Origin of the sequence: Nitratireductor rhodophyticola (assembly GCF_019891355.1) — a bacterium.
GTDB lineage: Bacteria > Pseudomonadota > Alphaproteobacteria > Rhizobiales > Rhizobiaceae > Nitratireductor > Nitratireductor rhodophyticola.
Genome location: NZ_JAHSSF010000002.1, coordinates 793,074 through 816,561 on the forward strand (window position 1 = coordinate 793,074; position 23,488 = coordinate 816,561).

The 23,488-nt window shown below is 62.0% G+C and carries 22 protein-coding genes; 16 read left to right on the forward strand and 6 right to left on the reverse strand.

Going from position 1 to position 23,488, the window contains the following annotated elements; translation table 11 throughout:
- Window positions 1-36: 36 nt before the first annotated feature.
- The 10 genes from KUG85_RS09415 to KUG85_RS09460 all read left to right on the forward strand — a co-directional run bounded on the left by KUG85_RS09415 (window position 37) and on the right by KUG85_RS09460 (window position 9,391).
- Window positions 37-891: a VOC family protein gene (locus tag KUG85_RS09415; protein WP_223004993.1), complete on the forward strand. Its 855-nt coding sequence runs from the start codon at window positions 37-39 to the stop codon at window positions 889-891.
- A 17-nt stretch (window positions 892-908) separates the two neighbouring features.
- Window positions 909-1,766 (forward strand): VOC family protein, encoded by an 858-nt coding sequence (locus KUG85_RS09420; RefSeq protein ID WP_223004994.1) that lies wholly within the window; start codon window positions 909-911, stop codon window positions 1,764-1,766.
- Between the two features lie 3 nt (window positions 1,767-1,769).
- Window positions 1,770-2,453: a class II aldolase/adducin family protein gene (locus KUG85_RS09425; RefSeq protein WP_255606328.1), complete on the forward strand. Its 684-nt coding sequence runs from the start codon at window positions 1,770-1,772 to the stop codon at window positions 2,451-2,453.
- A gap of 25 nt (window positions 2,454-2,478) precedes the next feature.
- Window positions 2,479-3,933, forward strand: a complete 1,455-nt coding sequence (locus KUG85_RS09430) for a 2-hydroxymuconic semialdehyde dehydrogenase (RefSeq protein WP_223004995.1) — start codon at window positions 2,479-2,481, stop codon at window positions 3,931-3,933.
- Window positions 3,934-4,006: 73 nt separating this feature from the next.
- Window positions 4,007-4,789, forward strand: a complete 783-nt coding sequence (gene hpaH / locus KUG85_RS09435) for a 2-oxo-hept-4-ene-1,7-dioate hydratase (RefSeq protein ID WP_223004996.1) — start codon at window positions 4,007-4,009, stop codon at window positions 4,787-4,789.
- 8 nt (window positions 4,790-4,797) lie between these two features.
- A complete protein-coding gene (locus KUG85_RS09440; RefSeq protein WP_223004997.1) occupies window positions 4,798-5,559 on the forward strand; it encodes an HpcH/HpaI aldolase family protein in 762 nt (253 codons plus the stop codon).
- A 181-nt stretch (window positions 5,560-5,740) separates the two neighbouring features.
- Window positions 5,741-6,106 (forward strand): ArsC family reductase, encoded by a 366-nt coding sequence (locus KUG85_RS09445; protein ID WP_223004998.1) that lies wholly within the window; start codon window positions 5,741-5,743, stop codon window positions 6,104-6,106.
- Window positions 6,107-6,190: 84 nt separating this feature from the next.
- The gene (locus KUG85_RS09450; protein ID WP_245291773.1) at window positions 6,191-7,777 is read left to right on the forward strand and encodes a phospholipase D family protein; all 1,587 of its coding nucleotides are present in this window, start codon (window positions 6,191-6,193) and stop codon (window positions 7,775-7,777) included.
- Window positions 7,778-7,827: 50 nt separating this feature from the next.
- Window positions 7,828-8,328 (forward strand): DUF308 domain-containing protein, encoded by a 501-nt coding sequence (locus tag KUG85_RS09455; RefSeq protein ID WP_255606373.1) that lies wholly within the window; start codon window positions 7,828-7,830, stop codon window positions 8,326-8,328.
- A complete protein-coding gene (locus tag KUG85_RS09460; RefSeq protein WP_065816155.1) occupies window positions 8,312-9,391 on the forward strand; it encodes an AI-2E family transporter in 1,080 nt (359 codons plus the stop codon). The genes KUG85_RS09455 and KUG85_RS09460 overlap by 17 nt, the downstream gene beginning before the upstream one ends.
- 12 nt (window positions 9,392-9,403) lie before the next feature.
- Here the strand turns inward: KUG85_RS09460 and panC are convergent, their stop codons facing one another.
- From panC to KUG85_RS09485, 5 genes are all read right to left on the reverse strand, one after another.
- Entirely contained in the window at window positions 9,404-10,261 is an 858-nt protein-coding gene (gene panC, locus KUG85_RS09465; RefSeq protein ID WP_223005000.1) for a pantoate--beta-alanine ligase, read from the reverse strand.
- A complete protein-coding gene (gene panB / locus KUG85_RS09470) occupies window positions 10,258-11,091 on the reverse strand; it encodes a 3-methyl-2-oxobutanoate hydroxymethyltransferase (protein WP_223005001.1) in 834 nt (277 codons plus the stop codon). The genes panC and panB overlap by 4 nt, the downstream gene beginning before the upstream one ends.
- A gap of 118 nt (window positions 11,092-11,209) precedes the next feature.
- Window positions 11,210-12,199, reverse strand: a complete 990-nt coding sequence (locus KUG85_RS09475) for a hypothetical protein (RefSeq protein WP_223005002.1) — start codon at window positions 12,197-12,199, stop codon at window positions 11,210-11,212.
- Between the two features lie 468 nt (window positions 12,200-12,667).
- Window positions 12,668-13,045: a hypothetical protein gene (locus KUG85_RS09480; RefSeq protein ID WP_223005003.1), complete on the reverse strand. Its 378-nt coding sequence runs from the start codon at window positions 13,043-13,045 to the stop codon at window positions 12,668-12,670.
- Window positions 13,046-13,052: 7 nt separating this feature from the next.
- Window positions 13,053-14,249 (reverse strand): glycosyltransferase, encoded by a 1,197-nt coding sequence (locus tag KUG85_RS09485; protein WP_223005004.1) that lies wholly within the window; start codon window positions 14,247-14,249, stop codon window positions 13,053-13,055.
- A gap of 255 nt (window positions 14,250-14,504) precedes the next feature.
- On the opposite strand from KUG85_RS09485, the gene KUG85_RS09490 reads away from it, so the two are divergent.
- The 5 genes from KUG85_RS09490 (at window position 14,505) to KUG85_RS09510 (ending at window position 21,586) form a co-directional block, all read left to right on the forward strand.
- Window positions 14,505-15,905, forward strand: coding sequence for a polysaccharide biosynthesis/export family protein (locus KUG85_RS09490; protein WP_255606329.1), 1,401 nt, complete (start codon window positions 14,505-14,507; stop codon window positions 15,903-15,905).
- 316 nt (window positions 15,906-16,221) lie between these two features.
- Window positions 16,222-18,489 carry a GumC family protein gene (locus KUG85_RS09495; RefSeq protein WP_255606330.1) on the forward strand — a complete coding sequence of 756 codons (2,268 nt, stop codon included), beginning with the start codon at window positions 16,222-16,224 and terminating at the stop codon, window positions 18,487-18,489.
- Window positions 18,479-19,393: a glycosyltransferase family 2 protein gene (locus tag KUG85_RS09500; RefSeq protein WP_223005006.1), complete on the forward strand. Its 915-nt coding sequence runs from the start codon at window positions 18,479-18,481 to the stop codon at window positions 19,391-19,393. The genes KUG85_RS09495 and KUG85_RS09500 overlap by 11 nt, the downstream gene beginning before the upstream one ends.
- A gap of 9 nt (window positions 19,394-19,402) precedes the next feature.
- On the forward strand, window positions 19,403-20,755 hold the full coding sequence (locus KUG85_RS09505; RefSeq protein ID WP_223005007.1) for a glycosyltransferase family 4 protein: 1,353 nt from the start codon (window positions 19,403-19,405) through the stop codon (window positions 20,753-20,755).
- Between the two features lie 231 nt (window positions 20,756-20,986).
- Window positions 20,987-21,586, forward strand: a complete 600-nt coding sequence (locus KUG85_RS09510) for a sugar transferase (protein ID WP_245291797.1) — start codon at window positions 20,987-20,989, stop codon at window positions 21,584-21,586.
- Window positions 21,587-21,613: 27 nt separating this feature from the next.
- Here KUG85_RS09510 and KUG85_RS09515 read toward each other — a convergent pair whose 3' ends face one another.
- The gene (locus KUG85_RS09515) at window positions 21,614-21,763 is read right to left on the reverse strand and encodes a hypothetical protein (protein WP_171900080.1); all 150 of its coding nucleotides are present in this window, start codon (window positions 21,761-21,763) and stop codon (window positions 21,614-21,616) included.
- A 262-nt stretch (window positions 21,764-22,025) separates the two neighbouring features.
- On the opposite strand from KUG85_RS09515, the gene KUG85_RS09520 reads away from it, so the two are divergent.
- Window positions 22,026-23,483 carry an oligosaccharide flippase family protein gene (locus KUG85_RS09520; protein WP_245291772.1) on the forward strand — a complete coding sequence of 486 codons (1,458 nt, stop codon included), beginning with the start codon at window positions 22,026-22,028 and terminating at the stop codon, window positions 23,481-23,483.
- Window positions 23,484-23,488 lie beyond the last annotated feature (5 nt).

The following is a 23,488-nucleotide window of genomic DNA, read 5'->3' on the forward strand; positions in this document are numbered from 1 at the left end:
GCGTAAAGCGCTCCGCACGGAAATGTGGAGGATATTGTGAGCGGACCCTATCGCGATCTTCGCTATGTGCGGCTGGCGACCGGAGACCTGAAACAGGCAGCTGCCTTCGCCACCGATATCGTCGGGTTGCAGGAGTTTGCGCGGGAAGAGGAGCGCGCCTATTTCCGCTCCGATGCGCGCGCCTATTCGCTCTGCTTCAGCGCCGCTGAAACGGATGCGGCAGTCGCCCTGACCGTCGCCCGCGACGTAGACCTGACCGCGATGGCCGGGCGGCTGCGCGCCGAAGGGTTCTCCGTCTCCGAATTCGATCAGGCGGCCTGTGCCGCGCGGAAGATCAAGAAGGGCATCGCGACCAGCGCGCCCAACGATGTCACGGTTGAACTCGTCTGGCGTCCGCTCACATCCGGCTGGCGCTATCACGGTCCGCGCGATGCGGGCATCACAGAAATCTCTTCCGTGTCGCTGGCCTGCACCGACATCGCTGCCAATGAGGATTTCTGGACGCGCGTTCTGGGCGGCGCCGTCTCCGACTGGGCCGGCGATGCCGCCTATGTCCGCATCGACGGCGCGCATCACCGCATCGCGCTCTATCCTTCGGCTCGCGACGGCATACTGGGTGTCGACTTCGCCGTCGAGTCGATCAACAACGTGATGCAGAACCACTATTTTCTGCAGGCCCGGCAGTTGCCTATCGTCCATGGGCCGGGCCGTCAGCCGGCGTCGGAGAAGACTTTCGTCGCCACCCGCGGGCCGGGCGATGTGCTCTTCAGCTATTCCACGGGCATGAGCGAGGCCGAGCCCGAGCGCACGCCACGCCAGTTTCCCGATACGGCCCTTTCCCATTGCGCATGGGGCTCCCCGACCAATGAGCCCGAGTTTTCGGGCGCGTAACCGACAGGAGAAGCGACATGATCGAGTTGAAGGACGTGGTCTATTGCCGTCTCGGCACGCGCGATCTGGAAGGGGCAGTCTGGTTTGCGCAGAACATTCTCGGGCTGGAGGTGTCCGAAAACAGAAAGGGCGCGGTGCATTTCAAATCCGACAGCCGCGACCACACGCTGTGCTATTTCGAAGGCGATCCGGAAGACCAGGTGACCGCGTTCGAGCTTGGCTCGTCTGCCGACCTGCATGCTGCGGCTGCCACGCTCGAAACCTTGCAGCAGAAGGTGTATTACGGCACGCGCGAGGAATGCGAGGCGCGCCATGTGCGGGAGTTCATCCGTTTCAGCGACCCGACCGGCAACAGCATCGAATTTGTCGTGCGCCCGGCCATTTCCGGCCAGCGCTACCACGGCACGCGTGATGCGGGCATCACGGGCTTCAGCCATGTGGGCCTGTGCTCCAGCGATCTGGAGCGGGATGAAAAATTCTGGACCAGGGTCTGCAACGCGCGCGTTTCCGACCGCATTGGAGACGCGCCGCTGATGCGGCTTGGCTCGATCCACCACACGATTGCGCTGTTTCCCTATCACAAGGCCGGCATCCAGCACATCAATCACCAGGTGGAGTCGACCGACGACATCCAGCGCTCGACCAACTTCATCCGCGACCGTCAGATCAACATCACTTTCGGCCCCGGTCGCCATCCGACGTCCTCCGCGCAGTTCCTCTATTTCAGCGGCCCGGATGGCATGACCTTCGAATACTCGACCGGCGTCTGCGAAATCCACGACGAACCCCTGTGGCGCGACCGGCAGTTCGCCTTCGAACCCGTTGGCTTCTGCCAATGGGGTGCGAAGCCCAACATAGCCGCGTTCGAGGACTGAGCCGTGACACAGACCGATATGGACGATCTGGCGCGCCGGGTGCGCATGGCGGCGCGGGCGCTTGGCAGGCATGGGCTTGCTCATGCCTATGGCCATTGTTCGGCGCGGATCGATGCGGAACGTTTTCTCGTCTGTCCACCACACCCCATGGGGCTGGTGAAGCGGGGCGAAACCTGCACCGTTGTGCCGGTCAGCGGTCCGCTGCCGGAAGGCGTTCTGGGCGAGGTGCGTATCCATCAGGAAATCTATCGCAACCGCCCGACGGTCGGCGGCGTGGCGCGCTTCATGTCGCCGAAGATGATGGCGCTTGCAGCCCTCGGCAGGTCACCGAAGGCACGTCACGGCTTTGGCGCCTATTTCGCGCCGGAGCCGCCGCTCTGGGATGATCCGCAGCTGGTGCGTGACGATGAAAAGGCGAGGGGTGTCTTCTCCACAATGGGCGATGCCCGCGCTGTTTTGATGCGCGGCAACGGCGCGGTGACAGCGGGCGACACGCTGGAAGAGGCCGTGGTGCTTGCCTGGTATCTGGAAGATGCCTGCCGCATCGAGCTGGAAGCGCTGGGAGCCGGGCTTGGCGACGAGCCGCCGACATTTTCCGCCGAAGGGGCAAACGAGCGGGCCACGAAGGCCGGCCGCATTTTCGAGCGCATGTGGGATTTCCTGACCGCAGGCGATCCCGAACTCTGAGTTTCCGCAAGAAGGACGAGATTACGTGAAGCGTATCCAGAATTTTATCAATGGCCGCTTTGTCGATGGCACCGGCGACCTGTTCGAAAACCGTTTCCCCGCCACGGGCGAGGTGCAGTCGCTCGTCTCCGCAGCAGGCGAGCAGGATGTGGACGCGGCTGTTTCGGCGGCAAAAAGGGCGCTCACGGGGCCATGGGCACGGCTGACCGTGCAGGAGCGCATCGCGCTTCTGCGCAAGGTGGCCGATGGCATCAATGCGCGCTTCGACGAATTCCTGCGCGCCGAGATCATGGATACGGGCAAGCCTGTTTCCATCGCCAGCCATATCGACATCCCGCGTGGCGCGGCCAATTTCAACGTTTTCGCAGATCAGATCGCGAGCGTCGCGACCGAAGCGTTCGAGATGGCGACGCCGGATGGCGCCGGGGCGCTGAACTACGCGATCCGCATGCCGCGTGGCGTCATTGGCGTTGTCTGCCCGTGGAACCTGCCACTGCTCCTGATGACATGGAAGGTCGCGCCGGCGCTGGCCTGTGGCAACACGGTGGTGGTGAAGCCATCGGAGGAAACGCCTGCCACCGCCACGCTGCTCGGCGAGGTGATGAACGAGGCCGGCATTCCCGAAGGCGTCTATAATGTCGTGCATGGTTTCGGTGGCGGCAGCACGGGTGAGTTCCTGTCGAGCCACCCCGACGTGGACGCGATCACCTTCACAGGCGAAACGACGACCGGCGAGGCCATCATGGCGGCGGCCTCGCGCGGCGTGCGCCCGGTCTCGCTGGAGCTTGGCGGCAAAAACCCGGGCATCGTGTTCGACGATGCGGATATCGACATCACCATAGAGGGGCTTGGACGGTCCTGTTTCGCCAATACGGGGCAGGTGTGCCTCGGCACCGAACGACTATATGTGCAGCGCGGCATCTTCGACGAGGTGGCGGAAAAACTCGCGGCAAGAGCGAGAACCTATGCCTATGGCGACCCGTTCGACCAGAAAACGACCATGGGGCCGCTCATCAGCGAGGAGCATCGCCGCAAGGTTCTCTCCTATTACGAGAAGGCGAAGGCCGGTGGCGCGGAGATTTTCGCCGGCGGCGGTGTGCCCTCCATTCAGGGCTATGAAGGTGGAAGCTGGGTGGAACCCACCGTCTGGACCGGCTTGCCAGAAGATTCCCCCGTCGTGCGCGACGAGATTTTTGGTCCCTGCACGCACATCACGCCTTTCGACGATGAAGAAGAGGCGATCCAGCTCGCCAACAACAGCCCCTACGGGCTGGCGACCTCGATCTGGACCACGAACCTGTCGCGCGGGCATCGCGTGGCCGGCCGGATTGACGCCGGCATCACCTGGGTCAATTGCTGGTTCCTGCGCGACCTGCGCACTGCCTTCGGCGGCTCCAAACGCTCGGGCATCGGCCGCGAGGGCGGCGTCCACTCGCTCGAATTCTACACCGAACTGCGCAATGTCTGCGTGAAGCTCTGACCTTTGCTTTGCGCAACTTAGGACCGAAGTCCGGTTCCCACTTTTCCTGAAATCGCTTCAGAGGACATTCATAATGCTTAGCGAAGAACAGCGCGCGGAAGCGGTTCGCTCCCTGCTCGAAAGCCACCGCACCAAGGTGCAGGGCCGTCGCCCCTCGGAAATGTTCCCGGACATCCAGATTGAGGATTCCTACGCCATTTCGTCCGCGGTCGCAGAAGAACGGGTCAAGGCCGGCGCCAAGATCATCGGCCACAAGATCGGCCTCACCTCCAAGGCGATGCAGGCCAGCTCGAAGATCGACGAGCCGGATTACGGCTATCTGTTCGACGATCTGATCCTGAATGACGGCGCGAAAGTTCCCTTCGACAACTTCTGCGTTCCGCGTGTCGAGCCGGAGCTGACCTTCATCCTGAAGGAACCGCTCAAGGGACCGAATGTGGGGCTGATCGACGTGCTGCGCGCCACCGAATATGTGGTGCCGTCCATCGAGATCATCGACGCGCGCGTTACCGAACCGCGCAAGATTTTCGACACGGTCGCCGACAATGGCGCCGCCGCCGGCATCGTGCTCGGTGGCCGTCCGGTTCGGCCCGACGAGGTGGATCTGCGCTGGGTCGGTGCGGTTTTCTACCGCAATTCAGAGATCGAGGAGACGGGCCTTGCCGCCGGTGTGCTCGGCCATCCGGCGATGGCGATTGCGTGGCTCGCCAACAAACTCGCGCCCTTCGACATCACGCTGGAGCCTGGCCACATGATGCTGTCGGGCTCCTTCACGCGGCCTGTCTGGGCGCAGAAGGGCGATACGCTGCATGCGGATTTCGGCCCGCTCGGCAGCGTTGCCGTCCAGTTCGTCTGAGGTCTGCCGTGAAGAGCCTGGAAAACACATTCAAGAAGCGGCTTCTGGCCGGCGAAACGCTGATCGGCCTCTGGAGCAGCCTGTGCAGCCCCATCGCTGCCGAGGCGCTGGCGGATGCCGGTTTCGACTGGCTGCTCTTCGACAGCGAGCATTCGCCGGTGGAAGTGGCGGGGCTTTATCCGCTGTTGCAGGCGGCGGCCAGCGGCTCTGCCGAAGCCATCGTGCGCCCGGCCTGGAACGACAAGGTGCTCATCAAGCGCGTTCTCGACATCGGCGCGCAGACCATTCTCGTTCCCTTCGTCCAGAACGCCGCCGAAGCGCGCGCCGCAGTCGCTGCCACGCGCTATCCGCCGGAGGGAATCCGCGGCGTCGCCGGCAGCACGCGCGCCAGCCGCTACGGCCGCGCGAAGGACTATTTCAGGGTCGCCAATCGCGAGGTCTGCCTGCTCGTGCAGATCGAGACGGGCGAGGCGCTGGAGGCGCTGGGTGAGATTGCCGCCGTTGACGGGGTCGATGGCGTTTTCATCGGCCCGTCCGATCTCGCGGCATCGCTCGGTCATCTGGGCAATCCCGGCCATGAGGATGTGCAGAGGGCATTGCGTGAGGCGGTGGATCAGCTCAGGCTGCTCGGCAAGCCAGCCGGTATCCTTGCAACCAGTCCCGAAGATGCGCGGCGCTACCGCGACTGGGGCTATCAGTTCGTTGCCGCCGGCGTGGACCTGGGACTGTTGGTGAAGGCTGCAGATCGTCTTTCCGCACAAATGGCCTGAAGAGGTCACTTGAGCCCCGTGTCCGGCAAATTGCGCTACCCGCGGAAGTGTGGGAAGGACAGCGCTTTCAAGAGCCTGCGTACTGAGGCAATTTTGTCGATACGTGATTCCTGCCATCTGAAAACCATGAGCGAAATCAGGTGGCTGTGCGGTCATGGCATAATGGAATGGGAGCGAACTGGTGGTGACAGAATCAACGACCCCCGTGATCTACGGCATCAAGAACTGCGACACGATGAAGAAGGCGCGGGCCTGGCTTGAGGCGCATGACATTGCCTATGCGTTTCATGATTACAGGGCCGCCGGCATTGAGCGCGCGCGGTTGGAGGCGTGGGTGGAGGAGGTTGGCTGGGAGAAGCTTCTCAACCGCGCCGGCACCACTTTCAGAAAACTTTCCGACGCAGACAAGGCCGATATGGATGCCGGGAAGGCGGTTCGCCTGATGGAAGAACAGCCGGCCATGATCAAGCGCCCGGTGCTTGATCTCGGAGACCGGCGGCTGGTCGGGTTCAAGCCGGAAATCTACGAAGCTGCGTTCTCTGCCTGAGCGCGGGCCGGGACCAGTGCCGCCGGTGCGCGATGCCTGCCGGTGAAACCCTTCCTTGCCTTGCTTTCCCACAGTTGGGATAAAATGGGCACTCCATTCGTGCGGGAAGGGGGCTTCGTGCGTATAAAGCAGATTATGTTCGGTCTGATTTCCATAGCCCTCGCGGTTGTGCTGGCGGTTGTCGTCCTCCGGCTTGTCTTTCCATTGCCCGATATCTCGGACAGGGAACCGCAGAACGCGATCGCCGCCGACCCTGCGACGCAACTCGGCCGGCTGCTGCAGGCGGGCGAGGCGGCGCATCCGGGCAAGACAGGCGTTCTGCCGCTTGCCGATGGCAAAGACGCGCTGGCGAGCCGGCTGGCTCTGATCGAGCACGCGCAAAGCTCCATCGATGCGCAGTACTATATCTGGCACGACGATACGTCGGGTATCCTTCTGCTGGCTGCGCTGCGCGAAGCGGCGGCACGCGGTGTGCGGGTGCGGCTCCTGCTTGATGACAACGGGGTGCCGGGGCTCGATGCCCACATGGCTTCGCTCAACGCCCTGCCGAATTTCCACATTCGCCTGTTCAACCCGTCGACGGTTCGTCGGCCGAAGCTCCTCGGCTACACCTTCGATTTCTTCCGCATGAACCGGCGCATGCACAACAAGTCGTTTATCGTCGACGGCGCTGCGGCGATCGTCGGCGGCCGCAACATCGGCGACGAGTATTTCCAGATCGGCGAGGCGTTCTACGTCGACATGGATGTGCTGGCGACAGGCGCGATTCTTCCCGAAACAGCTGCGGTGTTCGACGAATACTGGAACAGCGCCTCGGTCTATGGCGTCGAGACGATCATCCCCGGTTCGGGAGATTTGCAGGCATTTGAGGCCCGTGTCGCGCAGGTGCGCTCGAGCGAGGAAGCGCACGCGGTTCTGGCCGAGCTGGAAAGCAGTGCCGAACGCTATGCCGGGGGTGGTGAGGCGCTGGAATGGACGGATGTCCAGCTCGTTGCCGATGATCCGGTAAAGGGGGAGGGGATCGCCACGCGCGATCAGCTAATGATCATGCGGCTCGGCGCGATCCTTGGTGAGGCGCAGGAACGGCTCGATCTGATCTCGGCCTACTTCGTTCCTGGCAAGATCGGAAGCAGCTATTTCAGCGATCTGGCAAAGGCCGGCAGGCAGGTGCGCATTCTGACCAACGCACTCAACACGACGGATGTGCTCCTGGTGCACAGCGGCTACGCCAAATATCGGCGAGGGCTCCTCGAGGCAGGGGTAAAGCTCTACGAGCTGAAACTGCGTGGCGGAGTGACGCAGGGCTCCGAGATTCAGCTAAAGCCATTCGGTCTTTCGGGTGCCAGCCTGCACGCAAAGACCTTCGCCGTTGATGGCGAGCGTATTTTCATCGGTTCTTTCAATTTCGACCCTCGATCCGCGATCCTGAACTGCGAGATGGGCTTCCTGATCGATAGCGAGAACATGGCTCGACGCATCAGTGAAGGGTTTGATGGACGGCTGGGCCTCGTCAGTTACCAGCCTCGGTTGACACCAGAGGACAAAATGGTCTGGGTGGAGGAGCGGCAGCGGCAGGATCCGGTCATCTATCAGGAGGAGCCCGGCGCCACGTGGTTCCAGCAGGTGGCAACAGTGGTTGCCGGCTGGCTTCCGGTAGAGTGGCTGCTCTAGCGGGGGGCAAAAGCGTTTGAGGCCGAACGGAGGGGAAGATGAAGCACTGGATGTTGTGGTTGCTCGCGGGGATTGTTGCTCTGATCGGCGGTCTTGCCGCTCTCTTCAACCTCGGTTCTGCTTCTAGTTTGACACTGACACTGGGCGGCTGGGCGTTGATCGTCGCCGGCGCCCTGCAGGGATGGGCAGCCTATAAGGCCCCCAGTGTCCCGACGATGATCGGTGCCGGACTGCTGGCGCTCGCCGGTGTCTTTCTCGGCCTGTCTCTTCTATTCGGCCCATTCGGGGATGGTCGTGTGTTACGGCTTCTCCTCGGAGCGCTTTTGATTGCATCGGGTGCGGCGAAACTCTGGGTGGGGCGTAGCCTGCAGGGAGACCGTGTGTTTCCCGTTCTTCTCGGAGCGGGTGGCGTTTCCGCGATCCTTGGCGTGATCGTTCTTCTCGGATTGACGATCAACTTCGGCCTGGTTGTGGCTCTGGAACTGTTGGCCAGCGGTGTCGCGCTGGTGCTGCTGTCGTTGCGGTTGAAGAGACATGCTGGAGAAAACTGACCCGCTTCGTGCATTTGTCACCCTGGTTCTTGCCGTCGTTCTCACGGTCCTGATCGGGTGGATACTGGTGATCGGGCGCTCGGTCCTGATGCCGATCTTCATTGCGGTGATCTCGGTCTATGTTCTCTTGACCGCGTCTGAGGCGCTGGGGCGCCTGCCGGTGCTCGGCCGTCTTCCTGAGTGGATGCGGCGCGGCCTCGTTTTGGCGATATTCGTTCTGGCCCTGGTCATGCTGGCCAGTGTGATGGTCGGCACCGCCGAACAGGTGATCGCGCGTTTGCCTGTGTATCAGAAGAACCTGACGGATATGCTCACCGGCATCCTTTCCCGCTTCGATATCGAAGAGATCCCCAACCTTTCAACCCTTATTGAAACACTATGGGGACGCATCAATCTTCAGCGCCTTGCCGCTGTCGGGCTTGGCTCTGTAGGGTCTCTGGCCGGCATCATCTTCATGGCGGTCGTGTATTCGACCTTTCTGATGGCCGAGCGCGGCGGCTTTGCAAGAAAGATCGCGGCTGCCCTTCCAAGAGACAGGGCGAGCCAGACCCACACGATCGTGCGCGACATCAACCGCAGCATTGGAGAGTATCTGGCGGTCAAGACGTTTGTGAACATCATTCTCGGCCTCCTCTCCTTTGTCGTGCTCAAGCTCTTCGGCGTCGATTTCGCGCTCTTCTGGGCGGTTCTGATCGGCCTTTTGAACTACATACCCTATGTCGGTTCGCTGCTTGGTGTGATGTTCCCCGTGCTTCTGACACTGGCGCAGTACGGCTCGGTCCAGACCACGCTTCTGGTCGCGGTCTTGCTGACCTCGGCGCAGATGTGGGTGGGCAATGCCCTTGAACCGCGCATGATCGGCCGCCGGATCAACATGTCGCCATTCGTCGTTCTGGTGTCTCTGGCGGTCTGGTCGTCGCTATGGGGCATTCCCGGTGCCATTCTTGCCATTCCCCTGACCTCGATCATCGCCATCATCATGGCCAGTTTCGAGAGCACGCGGCCGATCGCGCTGATGCTTGCCGACGATGTTCAGGCACTCGAAAAATCGGGCGAGGGATAGGGGCTGAGCCGATCAGCCCCCGCTGGGCAAAACGGGGACATTGTCGATCAGACGCGTATTGCCGAGCCAGGCGGCGGCAAGCAGTCTGGCGGCGGACCCCACCTTGGCCACGGGAGCGAGGGTCTCGGCATCGCGTAACTCGAAATATTCGACACGGTCGAAACCCGCGGTCTCAAGTTCGCGGCGAGCCTGTTCGAGAACGGGGCCAGCTTCGGTGCCCGCAGCCAGCCTGTCAGCGCTGTCGAAGAGTATTCTGGCGATGGCCGGCGCAACGCGTCGTTCTTCCGGTGTCAGACGCACATTTCGAGAGGAGAGGGCGAGCCGGTCGGCTTCCCGCACCGTCGGACAGCCGACAATCTCGACCGGAATGTTCAGGTCGGCAGCAAGCCGGCGCACCACCAGAAGCTGCTGGAAATCCTTCTCGCCAAAGCAGGCTATGTCGGCTTCGCTCTGCAGGAGGAGCTTGCTGACGACGGTCGCAACGCCATCGAAATGGCCGGGCCGGTGCGCTCCGCACAGCCCATCGCTCACACCCGTGACGGAAACGGTGGTTGAGAAACCGGAGCCATACATCTCCTCTACCGCAGGGGCGAAAAGGACATCGACAGCCAATGGCGCCAGTTTGGCCGCATCGTCGGCTTCCGTGCGTGGATAGGCGGCGAGATCGGAGGCGTTGTTGAACTGCTTGGGATTGACGAACAGCGTGACGATCACCCGCTCGGCGCGCGCCTTTGCTGCTTCCACGAGGCTCAGATGCCCTTCGTGGAGCGCGCCCATGGTGGGCACGACGGCAACCCGCTCGCCGGCGCACCGCCATGTGCGAACGCGCTCACGCAGTTCCGCAACCGTGCGGAGGATGCTGGGGCTCATTCGGTCTTTCCCTTCCTGCCATCGGTGAAGACATGGGCGTCGCTCGGAAATTTCCGGGAGCGGACTTCCTGCGCATAGGCCGCGATGGCCGCATCCGCGGCCTCGCCAAGCTCGGCGAAGCGCTTGACGAATTTCGGCCTGAACGCGTCGAACATGCCGAGCATGTCATCGACCACGAGTATCTGCCCGTCGCAGGCCCGCGATGCGCCGATACCGATGGTGGGAATGGCAACTGTCTCGGTGATGCGATCGGCGAGCGTGGCGGGAACCTTCTCGAGCACGACGGAGAATGCGCCCGCATCGGCCACCGCTTCCGCATCCCGCAGGATGTGGAATGCTTCGTCGCCGCGGCCCTGCACTTTGTAGCCACCAAAACTGTTGACCGCCTGGGGCGTGAGGCCGATATGCGCCATGACCGGAATGCCATGCCGGGTCAGAAACCGGATGGTCTTTTCCATCGTCTCGCCACCTTCGAGCTTGACGGCCGCGCATCCGGTCTCCGCCATGATCCGGGCGGCATTGCGAAAAGCCTGCTCCGGCGTTTCCTCGTAGCTTCCAAAGGGCATGTCGACGACGAGTAGGGCGCGTTCCACGCCACGCCGAACAGCCTGGCCGTGCATGATCATCATGTCGAGCGAAACGCCGAGTGTGCTTGGCAGGCCATGCAGGACCATGCCGACACTATCACCGACGAGAACGATGTCGCAGTGCCGGTCCACGAGACGGGCAAGCGGGGTGGTGTAGGCGGTCAGGCAGACGAGCGGATCGCCGCCCTTCCGCGCCAGGATGTCAGGCGGCGTCAGTGCCGTAATCCGTGCGTTTGCGCTCAAACTGTCCTCCCTTCGCGTATCGCCACTGGTACGGAACGTGCCGCACCGGAACGATTGCGACAGGGATATGACACAGTTTTTTGCAGATGCGAAGACTCACGGCGCAGATTGCCGAATGTCAATCGCCGTTGAGAATGTCAGTCGATGTAAGGGTTTGCGCCAGGCTGTCGGGTGCGGTCGGCATTCCGGCGAGCACGGACTGGGCGGCTTTGAGGCCGCCCGTGATGCGCTGCAATATCGGGCCGGGCCCCAGCGTATCCAGCGGTATTCCCCACTGGCCCTTGCCGGGTGTGCGCTGCGGCCACACCTTTAGTTCGAAATACCGCGCCGCCTTCCGGTCCACATCTCCCCAGTACTGAACCACCGTTGCGTCCGGCGCGCTCTTGGCGATCCAGCCGAGATCCTGAATCCCGAGGCGCGGCTCCTCGCGGGGACGCTTGGCGAGAAGGATGGCGCGCCAGTCGTGCTCGAAAATCTGATTGGCATGCGCGACGACGGCCACCTGCGCACCGGCCCGCCTCAGCCCCTGTTCCAGCGTATCGGAGAGGGGATTGTCGCAGATCAGCGCTATATCCGCCCCCTCCACGGGGATTTCCGCATCCTTGAGCAATTCGAGGCAGAGGGCCGGGTGGTAGTCCCTGGCGCCCACCAGCGGATGAGATTCGTTGACGGCGGAGATCGGGATGTCATGCTCAAGGCAGGCTTCGATGTCCACCTCTCCCGCCAGCGTCATCCAGGCTTCGTGCATCAGCGCCACGACCGAATGGTCGGGCAGGCGTTCGATGAGCGAGCGCGTGATCGGGCGGATGGATGGACCGTTGAGAAGAACATTGGTCGCACGGCAGGTCTCGTGGTCGATTCGTTCGTCGATCGAGAGATTTTCCAGGAGCCCGGCGGCCCCGACCAGTGTACGCGTCGCCTCCGCCGCTTCTTCGGCTGACTGGAACCGGGTGGCCGTCGGTGTGACGGCGGTCACGGCAGCGGCACCCGCCATGAGGGCGGTTGCTGCGGTTGCTGCCAGAAATCGGCTGTCGACGGGAACCACGACGCGCAGTCCCGAAAGGCTCAGGTCGAAGGCTCGAATGTCCTCTTCGATGAGCGCGAGCATCCCGGTTGTGTCTGTGTGATGAATTGCTCTTTCTGAACTGCCACTGCTTGCCATCAGAGTTCTGCCCGGTTCGCCGACCTTTCCTGGTCTACCGCCCGGTGCGAAGTCTCTCCGCACGAGACGTGTCCATCGTTCGCGTGTCCTCCCCCGCTCCCGGTTCGCTCCTCTCCGTTTGAACCGGGAGACATCCCTCGCCATGCCTTCGCACTGGCGATCCGGAGCCTCGTTTCTGCGCTGCGCCAAGTTCCGAAACCTCAATAAAGGCGGTAGCTTAGCGTTTCATATTCGACGATTCTCAATCTTCTCAATTGCTGGAAATCATAAAAGCCCAGGCGCGTCGTGCAGATAGAACGTTGGTGCAAATCCCCTGCGCTTAGGTGTTACGGCGTTCATCTTGTCAGCGTATCGGCGGGTCTCCTCTAATCATTTTGAAAGGCATCGATCCCACGCTTCCCGTTCCGACGCGGGTTAGTGCCGCAAGCCGGGAGCCTCCCGCGGTTCTGGGAGTGGATGGTGGTCCGCCGTGAAGGTCGACGCGGTCGCGCGCAGCTGACCGACAAGGTCGATCTGGCGCTGAAGCGCATTCATCCGTCGCGTGTAGTTCTTCATCGAGCGGGTCATCTCGTCGATCCGCGTCGAGAGCGCGTTCTCATGGTCGTTGTTTTCAAAGCGCTCCTGCGCGAAGGCGGCGGTTGCCGCGACCCGCTCACAGCGCTCCTTCAGGCCGCGTCGTTCAGCCCGCAACTCCCTGTCGAGAAGGTCGAGCGTGTGCAGAAGCGTGTTGAAACGCAGTGTATCGGTTTCCTCGTCACGCGCCGCACTCCTTATACGTAGGACTGAAAACATGGCTCTGTCACGCTCCGTTTCTCAAGTGTGTGTCGGGGAGTTTCACCCTGGCGACCCGGGGGCGCAGGGATGGCTGCCTGCGCACCGTCTGCGAGAGCGAAACCGGCATCGGCTTTCGCCTGGCAATCTCGTCATCGATGATCTGCTGCATGCGCTGCCTGAAGTGAGTATCGCTGAACTGCTGAGCATGCTGGCGGATGATCTCGGGATGAAAGGTCCCTTCCATGGCCTCGAAACGGCGTACGGCATCGATGAGGCCTGCTTCGGACTGCTCGTCGAAGAGGAGCCCCGTCTGGTCGGGAACGACCGAATCGAGCACGCCACCGCTCGCATGGGCGATGACCGGCCGGCCGCTCGCCATCGCTTCCACCGGCACGATCCCGAAATCCTCGGTGCCGGGAAAAATGAGTGCCCGGCAGCGGGCAAGCATGTCTTTGAGCTGCGGGAAGGGGGTTCGGCCCAGAAACGTTACGCTGGGCCCGGCGAGCCGCTTCAGCGTCGCCATCTCCGGTCCTTCGCCGATTACGACGAGCTTGCGGTCCATACGTGTGAACGCGCGCACGGCCAAGTCGACCCGCTTGTAGCCGACCAGCTGGCCGGCGACGAGATAGTGGTCGCCAGGGTCGCTCACGGGCGCGAAATCATCGACGCTCACCGGAGGATTGAGCACGGTCGCGCGGCGGCGGTAGTATTTGCCGATCCGGTCCGCCACATGGCGCGAATTGGCGACAAAGGCATCGACGCGCGCAGCGGTGGTCACGTCCCAGGTGCGCAGTGCCGGTGCGATCCACGGCATGAGCAGCCGTGCCGCCAGGCCGGCATTGGCCCGGTAGAAATGATAGTGGTCCCACACATAGCGCATGGGTGAGTGACAATAGCAGACATGGGTTGCCTGGGGGCCGGGCGTGATGCCCTTGGCCGGTCCCGATTCGCTGGAGATCACGAGGTCGTATCCGGAGACGTCCAGGCTCTCCAGCGCGAAGGGCATCAGCGGCAGGAGCGACTGATAGTGCCGCTTCGCACCTGGTATCTTCTGTAGAAAGGAGGGGGTGACACGGTGCCGACGGATTTTCTCCGAAACCCGTTTTTCGTCATAAACCAGCGTGAAGATATCGGCGTCGGGATACATGTCGCACAGGGCTTCGACGACCTTTTCGCCCCCACGCATGGAGACCAGCCAGTAGTGGACGATGGCGACACGCAAGATGGTTCTCCCGGATTTGCCCTCCGGGATATTGCTTTGAAACGGCACGCGGGGGCACGCCGACAATACGGTTGAACGCGTGTCTGAACGATGGAGCGGCGCGCTCAAACGGGCTAGGTCATCATCCGATCGGACGTAGAGGCTCCGCGTGGGGTGTCCGTTCTGCGTCAAAAGCCCAATGGGCTTAGGCGCCCTAGCCGAAAGGAACTAGCCGCACACCATTTCAACCGAATTTACCTCGCGCCGTTTCGCCCGATGATCGACGGTGGGGGAGGCGGTTCTGCGTCCTTCCCGAACGCCAATGAAATCACCGGAACGGGCAGGATGAAGCAGGGCACGACTGATCGCACCATTTCTTTCGACAGCGCGAGATGGTTTGTCCTCACGGTGCTTGTCTTCATCCTCTGCATTCTCGTCGGCAACGATGCCGCACGGGCACAAGACGATTTTCGGCTCATGCCGCAGACGCGGGTGAAGATCGCCGTGGTCGAATGGGTGGAGGCCCAGGGCGAATACCGGGAATGGGCGGCCTTGAACGGCGAATATACCGTTTCTCCCGCAGGCATGATCGCCCTTCCGCTGGTGGGACAAATCGCGGCGGACGGCAGGACAAGCCAGACGCTCGCGGGCGAAGTAGCCGCGGCACTTCAGAAGAAGACAGGCCTTATCGCGCCGCCCGCCACCACGGTGGAAGTGGTGCGTTACCCGTCTGTGTTCGTCACCGGCAGCGTGGAGCGACCGGGTGAGTTCGAGTTCAAACCGGGGCTCAGCGTCCTGCAGGCGCTGGCCATGGCCGGCGGGCGCGTGCGCCGGTCCGATCAGGCGGGCGGTTATTCCGAGCTCGAGCAGATTCGCTATGCGGGTGAGATCGGCCGCATTGATCTCCAGCTTCTGCAACTCGCGACCCGGCGGGCGCGGCTCGAAGCGGAGCTTGTCGAGGGCGAGAGTGTCGATTTCGACGCCGCTCTTCAGGGACGGCCTCTGGCCGGGCACGCGGCCCAGTTTGTGCGGGACGAAAGGGCCATATTCGAGGCTCGCCGCAACGCCTATCACCGCCAGCGCAGCGCGCTCGATGAACTCGGCACGTTGTTCCGCGAGGAAATCAGGATTCTCGGCGAGAAGATGGTGGCGCAGGACCGCCAGATCAAAATCGCCGAGGAAGAACTCGGCAATGTCGCGCAGCTGGTCAAAAAGGGCACGGTCACGAAATCGCGCGAGACAGGGCTTGAGCGCATTGTTGCCGACCTCCAGTCGAGCCGGCTCGATCTCGCGGTTGCCTCCATGCGCGCCCGGCAGAGGCTTAGCGAGACCGAGCGCGATGCGCTCAGCCTCGAAGGCACAAGGCGCACGGAAATCGGCGCCGAACTGCAAAGGGTCAATCTGGAAATCGACGACCTGGAATTGCGCCGTGGAATGACGGAGCAGCTTCTTCAGGCAACCGGGGCGTCGATCCTGCGTCGTGAGGACAGGGCGTTCGAGCAGCAGCCGCTGCGGTTCAGCATCCTGCGCGGCGGTGATGAGAAACAGCGCGTGGACGCCGTTGAAACGACGGGGCTGGAACCGGGCGACGTTCTGGACGTGCAGCTCGACCTGCTGCGCGCCTCGATGCCACGCGCTTCCCTCGAAAGCGGGATCAGGCAGGCGCAGTCGCGCTAGATCGCCATGCGCCATCCGGACGCACAAAGGACGATCTAGACTAATGATGGAGCATCGGAATGGCCCGAAAACCGGATTCCACTTTTCGGTCCGATGCTCAAGATCGCCGTGCGTCCATCCGGACGCACAAAGGACGATCTAGACTAATGATGGAGCATCGGAATGGCCCGAAAACCGGATTCCACTTTTCGGTCCGATGCTTAGAGCATTTGCAGTCAGGTTGGGTCACCTGGCGTCCGCGAAAATGCGGAAAACAATGAGATAGCCCTCTGCCTCCGAAAGGACGCATGGGGCTTCAAGACGGGTGGGGCCGAACATGGTGGTGCAGGAAATCAGGAAGCTGACCGGAACGGAGATGGCGTCGAAGGAAAGCGGACGGCAGCAGGACTACATCTCCTTCCGCGATATCTGGGCCTTCCTGCAAAGGCATTTTCTGATTCTTGCCCTGGCTTCTGCTGCGGGCGTGGCGCTCGGCGCGCTCTATATCGCCAATACGGAACCCACCTACACCTCCATCGCACGCATCGTCATCGACCGTGAACAGGCGCGCATCGCCTCGCAGGACGCTTCCACCGGCACCATCATCATCGAGACCGCGGAAATTGCGAGCGAGGTGGAGATCGTCAAATCGGAGGCGATTGCCCGTTCCGTCATCAAGCAGCTCAATCTGACTGAAGACCCGGAGATCCAGACGAGCAGCTCCTGGCGATCGGTGGTGCGTGGTGCGGTCGCGGCGATGCTCTCGGTGTTCGATCCAGCGACCGGGGAGGATGCAGAAGCAGCCGGCAAGCCGAATGAAGAAGACATCATGCGCCGCACCATGGCGGGTTTTCTCGGCCGTGTGTCGGTTCGCCGTGTGGGCCAGTCCTATGTTCTGGAGATCGGCTACACGTCCACGGACCCCGTCAAGGCGGCGCGGGCCGCCAACGCCATCGCGAACACCTACATGCAGTCGAGCCTCGATGCGAAATCGCAGATCATCGCGCGTGGCGCGCAGTGGATCGAAGACCGGCTGGTGGAGATTGGCCGGCAGGCGCAGGAAGCCGCTTTGAGTGCCGAGGAATACAGGAACAGCAATGATATCGCGCAGGTCGGACCTTCCGGTCTGGACCAGCAGCAGCTTGCCGAGATCAGCAGCCAGTTGCTGGCAGCGCAGGCGGCGACCGCAGGCGAGGCGGCGCGGCTGGCGACCATCAACCGCATGCTGGCCGGGGAACTGCCCGACAGCTATGTCGGCGAGGCGCTGAGCAACACCGAAATCAACCGCCTGAGAGCGGATCTTGGAGCGGCGCGCACACGGCTCGAGGCGTTGCAGACCCGCTATGGAGCCGACAGCGAACCGACTTTGGCCGCCAAGTCCGAGATTGCGCGGCTTGAAACGCAGATCAACACCGAGCTCGTGCGCATTCAGGGTGTCTACAGATCAAATCTCGACACTGCGCAGGCCCGCGAAGGATTGCTCAAGGAGCAGCTCGACGCGATCAAGGGCAGTGTTACGGAGAAAAATCTGGCGCGCGTCCAGCTAACCGAGCTTGAAAGCCGGGCGACCACCTATCGGCGCATGTATGAAAGCGTCTTGCAGCAATTGATCACGACGCTGCAGAAGCAGTCCTTCCCCATCGGTGATGCGCGCATGGTGACGGCGGCAACCCCGCCGCTTGCAAAGAACTGGCCGAAAACGACACTCATCATTCCCATGGCCCTGATGCTCGGCTTTGCCGGTGGTCTGGGGCTTGCAGGCCTGCGCGATGTGCTCGACCGCCGCATCAGCTCCGGCGAGCGCCTCAGCCGTGAGCTCGGCCTGCCTACTCTCGGCCATGTTCCCTTTACACGCTTTCAGGCGCCGGGTGCCAAAGGTGCACTGCGCTTCGTTCTGGATGCGCCTTACTCCGGCTTCTCCGAAGCGCTCCGTGGCGTGAAAAGCTCCATTGACGCAGCGTTCCCTTCGGGTGGGCCGATCGTCGTGGGACTGACGTCGGTCGGCGGCGGTGAGGGAAAAAGCACGATCGCAGCCAATCTGGGGCAGCTCTACGCCAATGAGGGCCTGCGGGTGGTGCTGGTCGATGCCAATTTCAAGAATCCGTTTCTCAGCATTCAGGCGGTCAATGCGGGGCCGAAAGCAGGCCTTTCCGTCTATCGTGGCGCTATGGACGCCGATGATGCGCCTGAGGACAAGCACAAGGGCGAGAAACGCGCCCAACTGGAGGAAGTGCCAATCCTACCCGTGCTGACCGTCGAGCAGATTCGAAGGGCAGCGCACCCCGGTCACCGTTTTGGGCACCTGCCCGCACTCAAGAAAAAGCTCGAAGAGCTCCGTCAGGATTACGATGTGATCATCGTGGACCTCTCCACCTTTGCGTCCTCGGCGGACACGCGTGCGGCCAGCGCCTATCTCGACGGCATCCTCCTCATGCTGGGCAACCGGCGCAAGATGACTGTCGAATGGCTGGCCCGCGCGCTTGCCACATTCGGCAAGTCCCGCGTCGGGATTCTGGGTGTCGTCTTCAACAAGCGCAAAACCCGGCCATGGTGGCATCCCATCGCGCGAAACAAACTCGATACGGGAGGCCGCCATGCAGTTTGAACGTTACCCCGGACGGATGGATCTTCGGATCGCTGTTGGCATCGCCACCACCGGACGCAGGAAAATTCTCCACGCTGTCGTGCCGCATCTGCTGGACCAGTCGCGGCCGGTGGACCGGATCGTCATCTGTGCGGCAGAGAAGGATGATGTGGATGCCGATGCAATGGCCGCACTCTTTCAACGGACCAGCGTCGTGTTTGCCGAGCGGGGGCTTTGCCGGCAGCGAAACTGCATTCTGGAGAGTGTGGAAGATGCCGACATCCTCCTGTTCCTCGACGATGATTTCCTTGTCACGCCGTCCTATCTGGAAGAGACGGTGCGCATCTTCCAGCGCTATCCCGATGTGGTCATGAGCACGGGAACGGTGGATGCGGACGGCATTCTCGGGCCGGGAATTCCGCTTGATGACGGTTGGCGCATCATCCGCTCGCAATCGGATGCGCAGCCGGCCGGTGGCGAAAAGCCCGTCTACAGCGGCTATGGGTGCAACATGGCGGTCCGCATGTCGACCGTTCGCGGGTATGGCCTCCGCTTCGACGAAAATCTCCCGCTTTATGGCTGGCTCGAGGATGTGGATTTCAGTCGGCAGCTGGCACGGCACGGGCGTATCGTGAGTTCCGAGCGTCTCCATGGCGTGCATCTCGGCACCAAGACTGGCCGCACATCGGGCCTCCGGCTGGGGTATTCGCAAATTGCCAATCCGGTCTATCTCATGGGCAAAAGAACCATGAGCCCGCGTCATGCGGCGCCGCAGATCATGCGCAACCTTGCCGCCAATGCGGTGAAGGTTTTCCGGCCCGAGCCATGGGTGGACCGGCGCGGTCGGCTGCTGGGCAATATGCGCGCCGTGGCGGATCTGGTGCGCGGCCGGCTCTCCCCCCGGAACGTGACAGTTCTGGAATAGGGGGCGATCATGCGTCCGGGGCGGGTTGTCATCATCAACGATCGGTCGACGGAGATCGGCGGCGCCTCGAACCTGTCCTGCCTGGCTGCCCGGCTTTTGCGAGAGGCAGGCGTGCCCGTGACCTTTTTTGCCGGCGATGAACCCGTCCGGACGGCGCAGCCTGAGACCGTTCACGTCAACGGAAAGCCGCTTGTCGAGCGCGGGCGTTTTTCTGCCCTTGCCGGCGGGCTCTACAACCGGAATGCCCAAAGCGCCCTGAGCGGCTGGATTGCAAGGCACGACAGGCCCTCGACAATCTATCACGTTCATGGATGGTCCAAGATCCTGTCGCCGTCCATCTTCCGGGCGCTCGCGCCGGTGCGCGAGCGGGTGGTCCTGCATGCGCACGACTATTTTCTCGCCTGCCCCAATGGCGGCTTCATCAACTATCCGGCAGCATCCATATGCGACCTCGATCCCATGTCGCTACGCTGCCTCACGACGCAGTGCGACAAGCGTGGCTTTCACCAGAAGGCTTGGCGTTCCACGCGACACCTTCTGATGCAGCGTTTCTCTGCCCTGCAAAGACAGCCCGCCAACATCGTGCTCGTGCACGAGGGGATGCGGCGCTTTTTCAACCGTGCCGGCATCGATGGGAGCCGCATGGTGACCATTCGCAACCCGGTTGCGCCCTTTCTGTCTTCCAGGACCCGTCCGCAGGAGAAGCGTGATTTCTTTTTCATAGGGCGTCTGGAGCCTGAAAAAGGGTTTGAAGACGCCGCACGGGCCGCACGTCTTGCCGGTGTTCCCCTGCATGTCATTGGAGAGGGTGCCGGGCGCGCGCTCCTTGAGGCTCGCTATCCGGAGGTGACACTGCATGGCTGGTGCAATCGCGCGCAGATTGCCGGCCTCATCGGCAATGCACGCTGTGTCGTCATCTCCTCGAGGGTTCCCGAACCATTCGGCCTCGCTGCCCTTGAGGCCGTGGGAAGCGGCATCCCAGTCGTGCTTCCATCGCATGCATTGCTCGGCGGCGAGCTGACGGAGGCGGGTGCGGCTTTCACTTTTCCCACGGGCGGCATTGAGGCCCTTGCCGCCACTCTGCGCCGGCTGGCCGATGACGATGACCTGATTTCGGCGATGAGCGAAAACGCCCTTGAATGCGCGCCGCAGCTCTCCAACACGACGGAAAGCTGGCTGGCGGCGCTCCTTGCGCTCTACGCAGGTATTCTGGACCGCGTGATCAGGGGACCGACACCAGGGGGTGGGCGGGCGAATCGCCGCATGGAAATCACGGCGAGGCAGGCTGTTGGCACCCGCGGAAATGCACCGGGAGCTAATGCTTTTGGCCACGCAGCCAGCCAGTCAAATGAAGCCGATTAGTCCGGCGGCGCTGCAGGGGTAGGGATGGTCCGATTGTGCGGTGGATTGCACCTAAATTGCCCCGCCCAATACCCCGATGGAGTTATATCACGGGGTCAGCAGGGCCTTATAATGATCGACGGCGAGGCAAACAAAACACCCAGGGGCGGGTTCATGCTGTACGCATATGATGATTCCGTAAAGCAGGGATTGGAGCTGCGGAAAGTCAGGCATCTCCGCTCGTATTTCGTTGTGAAGAGACTGTTCGATGTCACTTTCAGCGTTCTCGTCATTGTTTTTCTTCTCCCTGCCATCGCATTGATTTCTCTTTGTATTCTGATCAGCGACGGGCGGCCTGTCTTTTACAGACAGAAGCGGATCGGTCGGGATGGCCGGGTGTTCGACTGCCTGAAGTTCCGCACCATGCGTCGCGACGCCGACCGTCTGCTCAAGGAACTTCTGGACCAGAATCCCGTCCTCCTGCAGGAGTGGCGCGCCTGCCAGAAGCTGCGCAACGATCCACGCATTCATCCCATTGGCCATTTCCTTCGCGTGTCGAGCCTGGATGAGTTGCCGCAGTTCCTGAATGTGTTGCGCGGTGAGATGAGTGTGGTCGGCCCGCGCCCGATCGTCGAGGACGAGATGGCACGCTATGGCGAGTGCATAAACGACTATCTCATGATGAAGCCGGGCATTACCGGTCTGTGGCAGGTGTCAGGCCGCAGCGACACGTCCTATGCCGAGCGGGTTCAGCTTGATGCTCAATATTTCCAGAACCGTACGACCTGGCTCGATCTGAAGATCGTCTGGCGCACGGTCGGCGTCTTCCTGTTCGATCACAATGGCTGCTAGAGCATCGGACCGAAAACCGGAAGCGCTCTAAAGGAGGAAGAGAAACAGAACGGCCAGCCAGACGATGAGGCATAAACCGACAACGAGCCAGCGTACGGTGATCTTGGCGCTGATGGCCTTGAACGGCCGCGCCAGGAAGCGGTGGTTCAGCTGGTCTTCTTTACTTGCATCTCGCACTGGCTGCTCATTGTCCGCCGCAAAGCATCAAAACTGGAAAGCACACACGGGAAACCGCAAACGCGCCGGTTTCCACACTAAATGCCAGGCCGCATCGAACATCGAAACCCATGCGGCTGCACATCTGAAAGTTTCATCGCCAGGGACGACGAATCATCAGTGTTCCCATGGAAATCGTAGCGGAAGCGCTTGCACAGGTGAATAGCGGCAGGGGGAATGCAACGTGAAACCGGATCACAAACCACGGCAGGATGACACACAGGTGAGCGGATTCCTTGGTCTGTCCGTCTCGAATCTTCTCGGCGGCGGCGTGTGGGTCATGGCCGCGCGGCTGTTCTCGCAGGTCGCGCAGCTGGTTGCCTTCGTTGCTGCCGCACGGGTTCTCTCTCCCGCCGAGTTCGGCTTCTTTGCTTTTGTCTCCGCCATCGCCTTCCTGTTCGTCGTGGTCAGCGAAGGAGGGTGGGCGGAGTACATCATGCGCGCCGACCATGGCGAAGAGCAATTGCCGCAGCTCGCTTCCATCGCGATTGTGAGCGGCTGCTGTTTCACTGCAGCGGGGCTTATGCTCGCACTTCTCGCAGGTGCGTTCTGGTTCCCCGCCTGGCAGGCCTGGTTGTTCGTGTTGTTTGCTCTCTGGTTTATCCCCGCTGCTCTCAACGCGGTTTATGACGGAATGCTGGTGCACCGGAACCTCCTCAACAGACAGGCGGTTATTCGCATTCTCGCCGAGGCGGCTGGACTAACGGTAACGCTGATCGGGCTCTGGGCCGGCTGGAACATTGTCGCCCTCGTGGTCGGACGTCTTGTCACACACATTTCCGGTCTTGCCGGAGGCATCTGTGTGATCGGCTGGATCACGCCCAGGCTTCCGAGCCGTGCAGTTTTTGCCGAGGTGATCCATTTCGCGCGGTATATTCTGAGTGTGCGGATCATCGTCTTTGCGCGTTCTTATTCAGGCACGCTCGCGGTCGGTGGTTTGCTCGGTCTTGCGGACGCCGGTTACTACCGCGCGGCCGAGCGCATTGTGGCGGCCTTTTCAGAACTGGTTGGCGAACCGGCCAGACTGCTGGCCTGGGTCGTGTTTCGCCGCGCCAACAGTCGAGCTGCCGTTGCCTCGGCAGGTGATCCGGTCACGCGCGCGGGCAGTTTTTTCCTGCCTGTGCTTTTCGCCATCGCGGCCCCGGTGTATCTCGGTCTGGTTCTGGTTTCCGGCAATCTGGTGGACATCGCGTTGGGCGCCGCCTGGGCACCGGTGGCGCTCGTCGTCAAAATTCTCGCGGTCCGGCAGCTTTTGATGTTTCAGGGTTATGTAACCGAGCCACTCCTGACTGTTCGCGGTGAGGTGAAGCGGCTCTGGCCACTGTCACTGCTCATAAGCTTTGCTTCGATCCTGATGATCCTGGTGCTGGCTCCGTTCGGCCTTGTATATGCGGCGCTGGGCCAATGCCTGGCCGCCGCCTTTGCGGGTGCGTTGTCTGTCTGGTTCCAGATACGCTATGGAAGACTCGACTGGGGCGGGATTTCCGCCAATAGCGGGCTGATTGCGCTCGCGGCTGCCGTGATGTTCGTCGGCGTGTCGTCGCTTGCCCACTGGCCCGCCGAAACCCACATGCCGCCCTATTCGCAAATGGCGATGCAGGTTCTGGTGGGAGCAACCATCTATCTGACCGTGCTCTACGCAAGCTGGAAATGGACGGGTTGGCTGAAATCCGGGCACTGACCCTG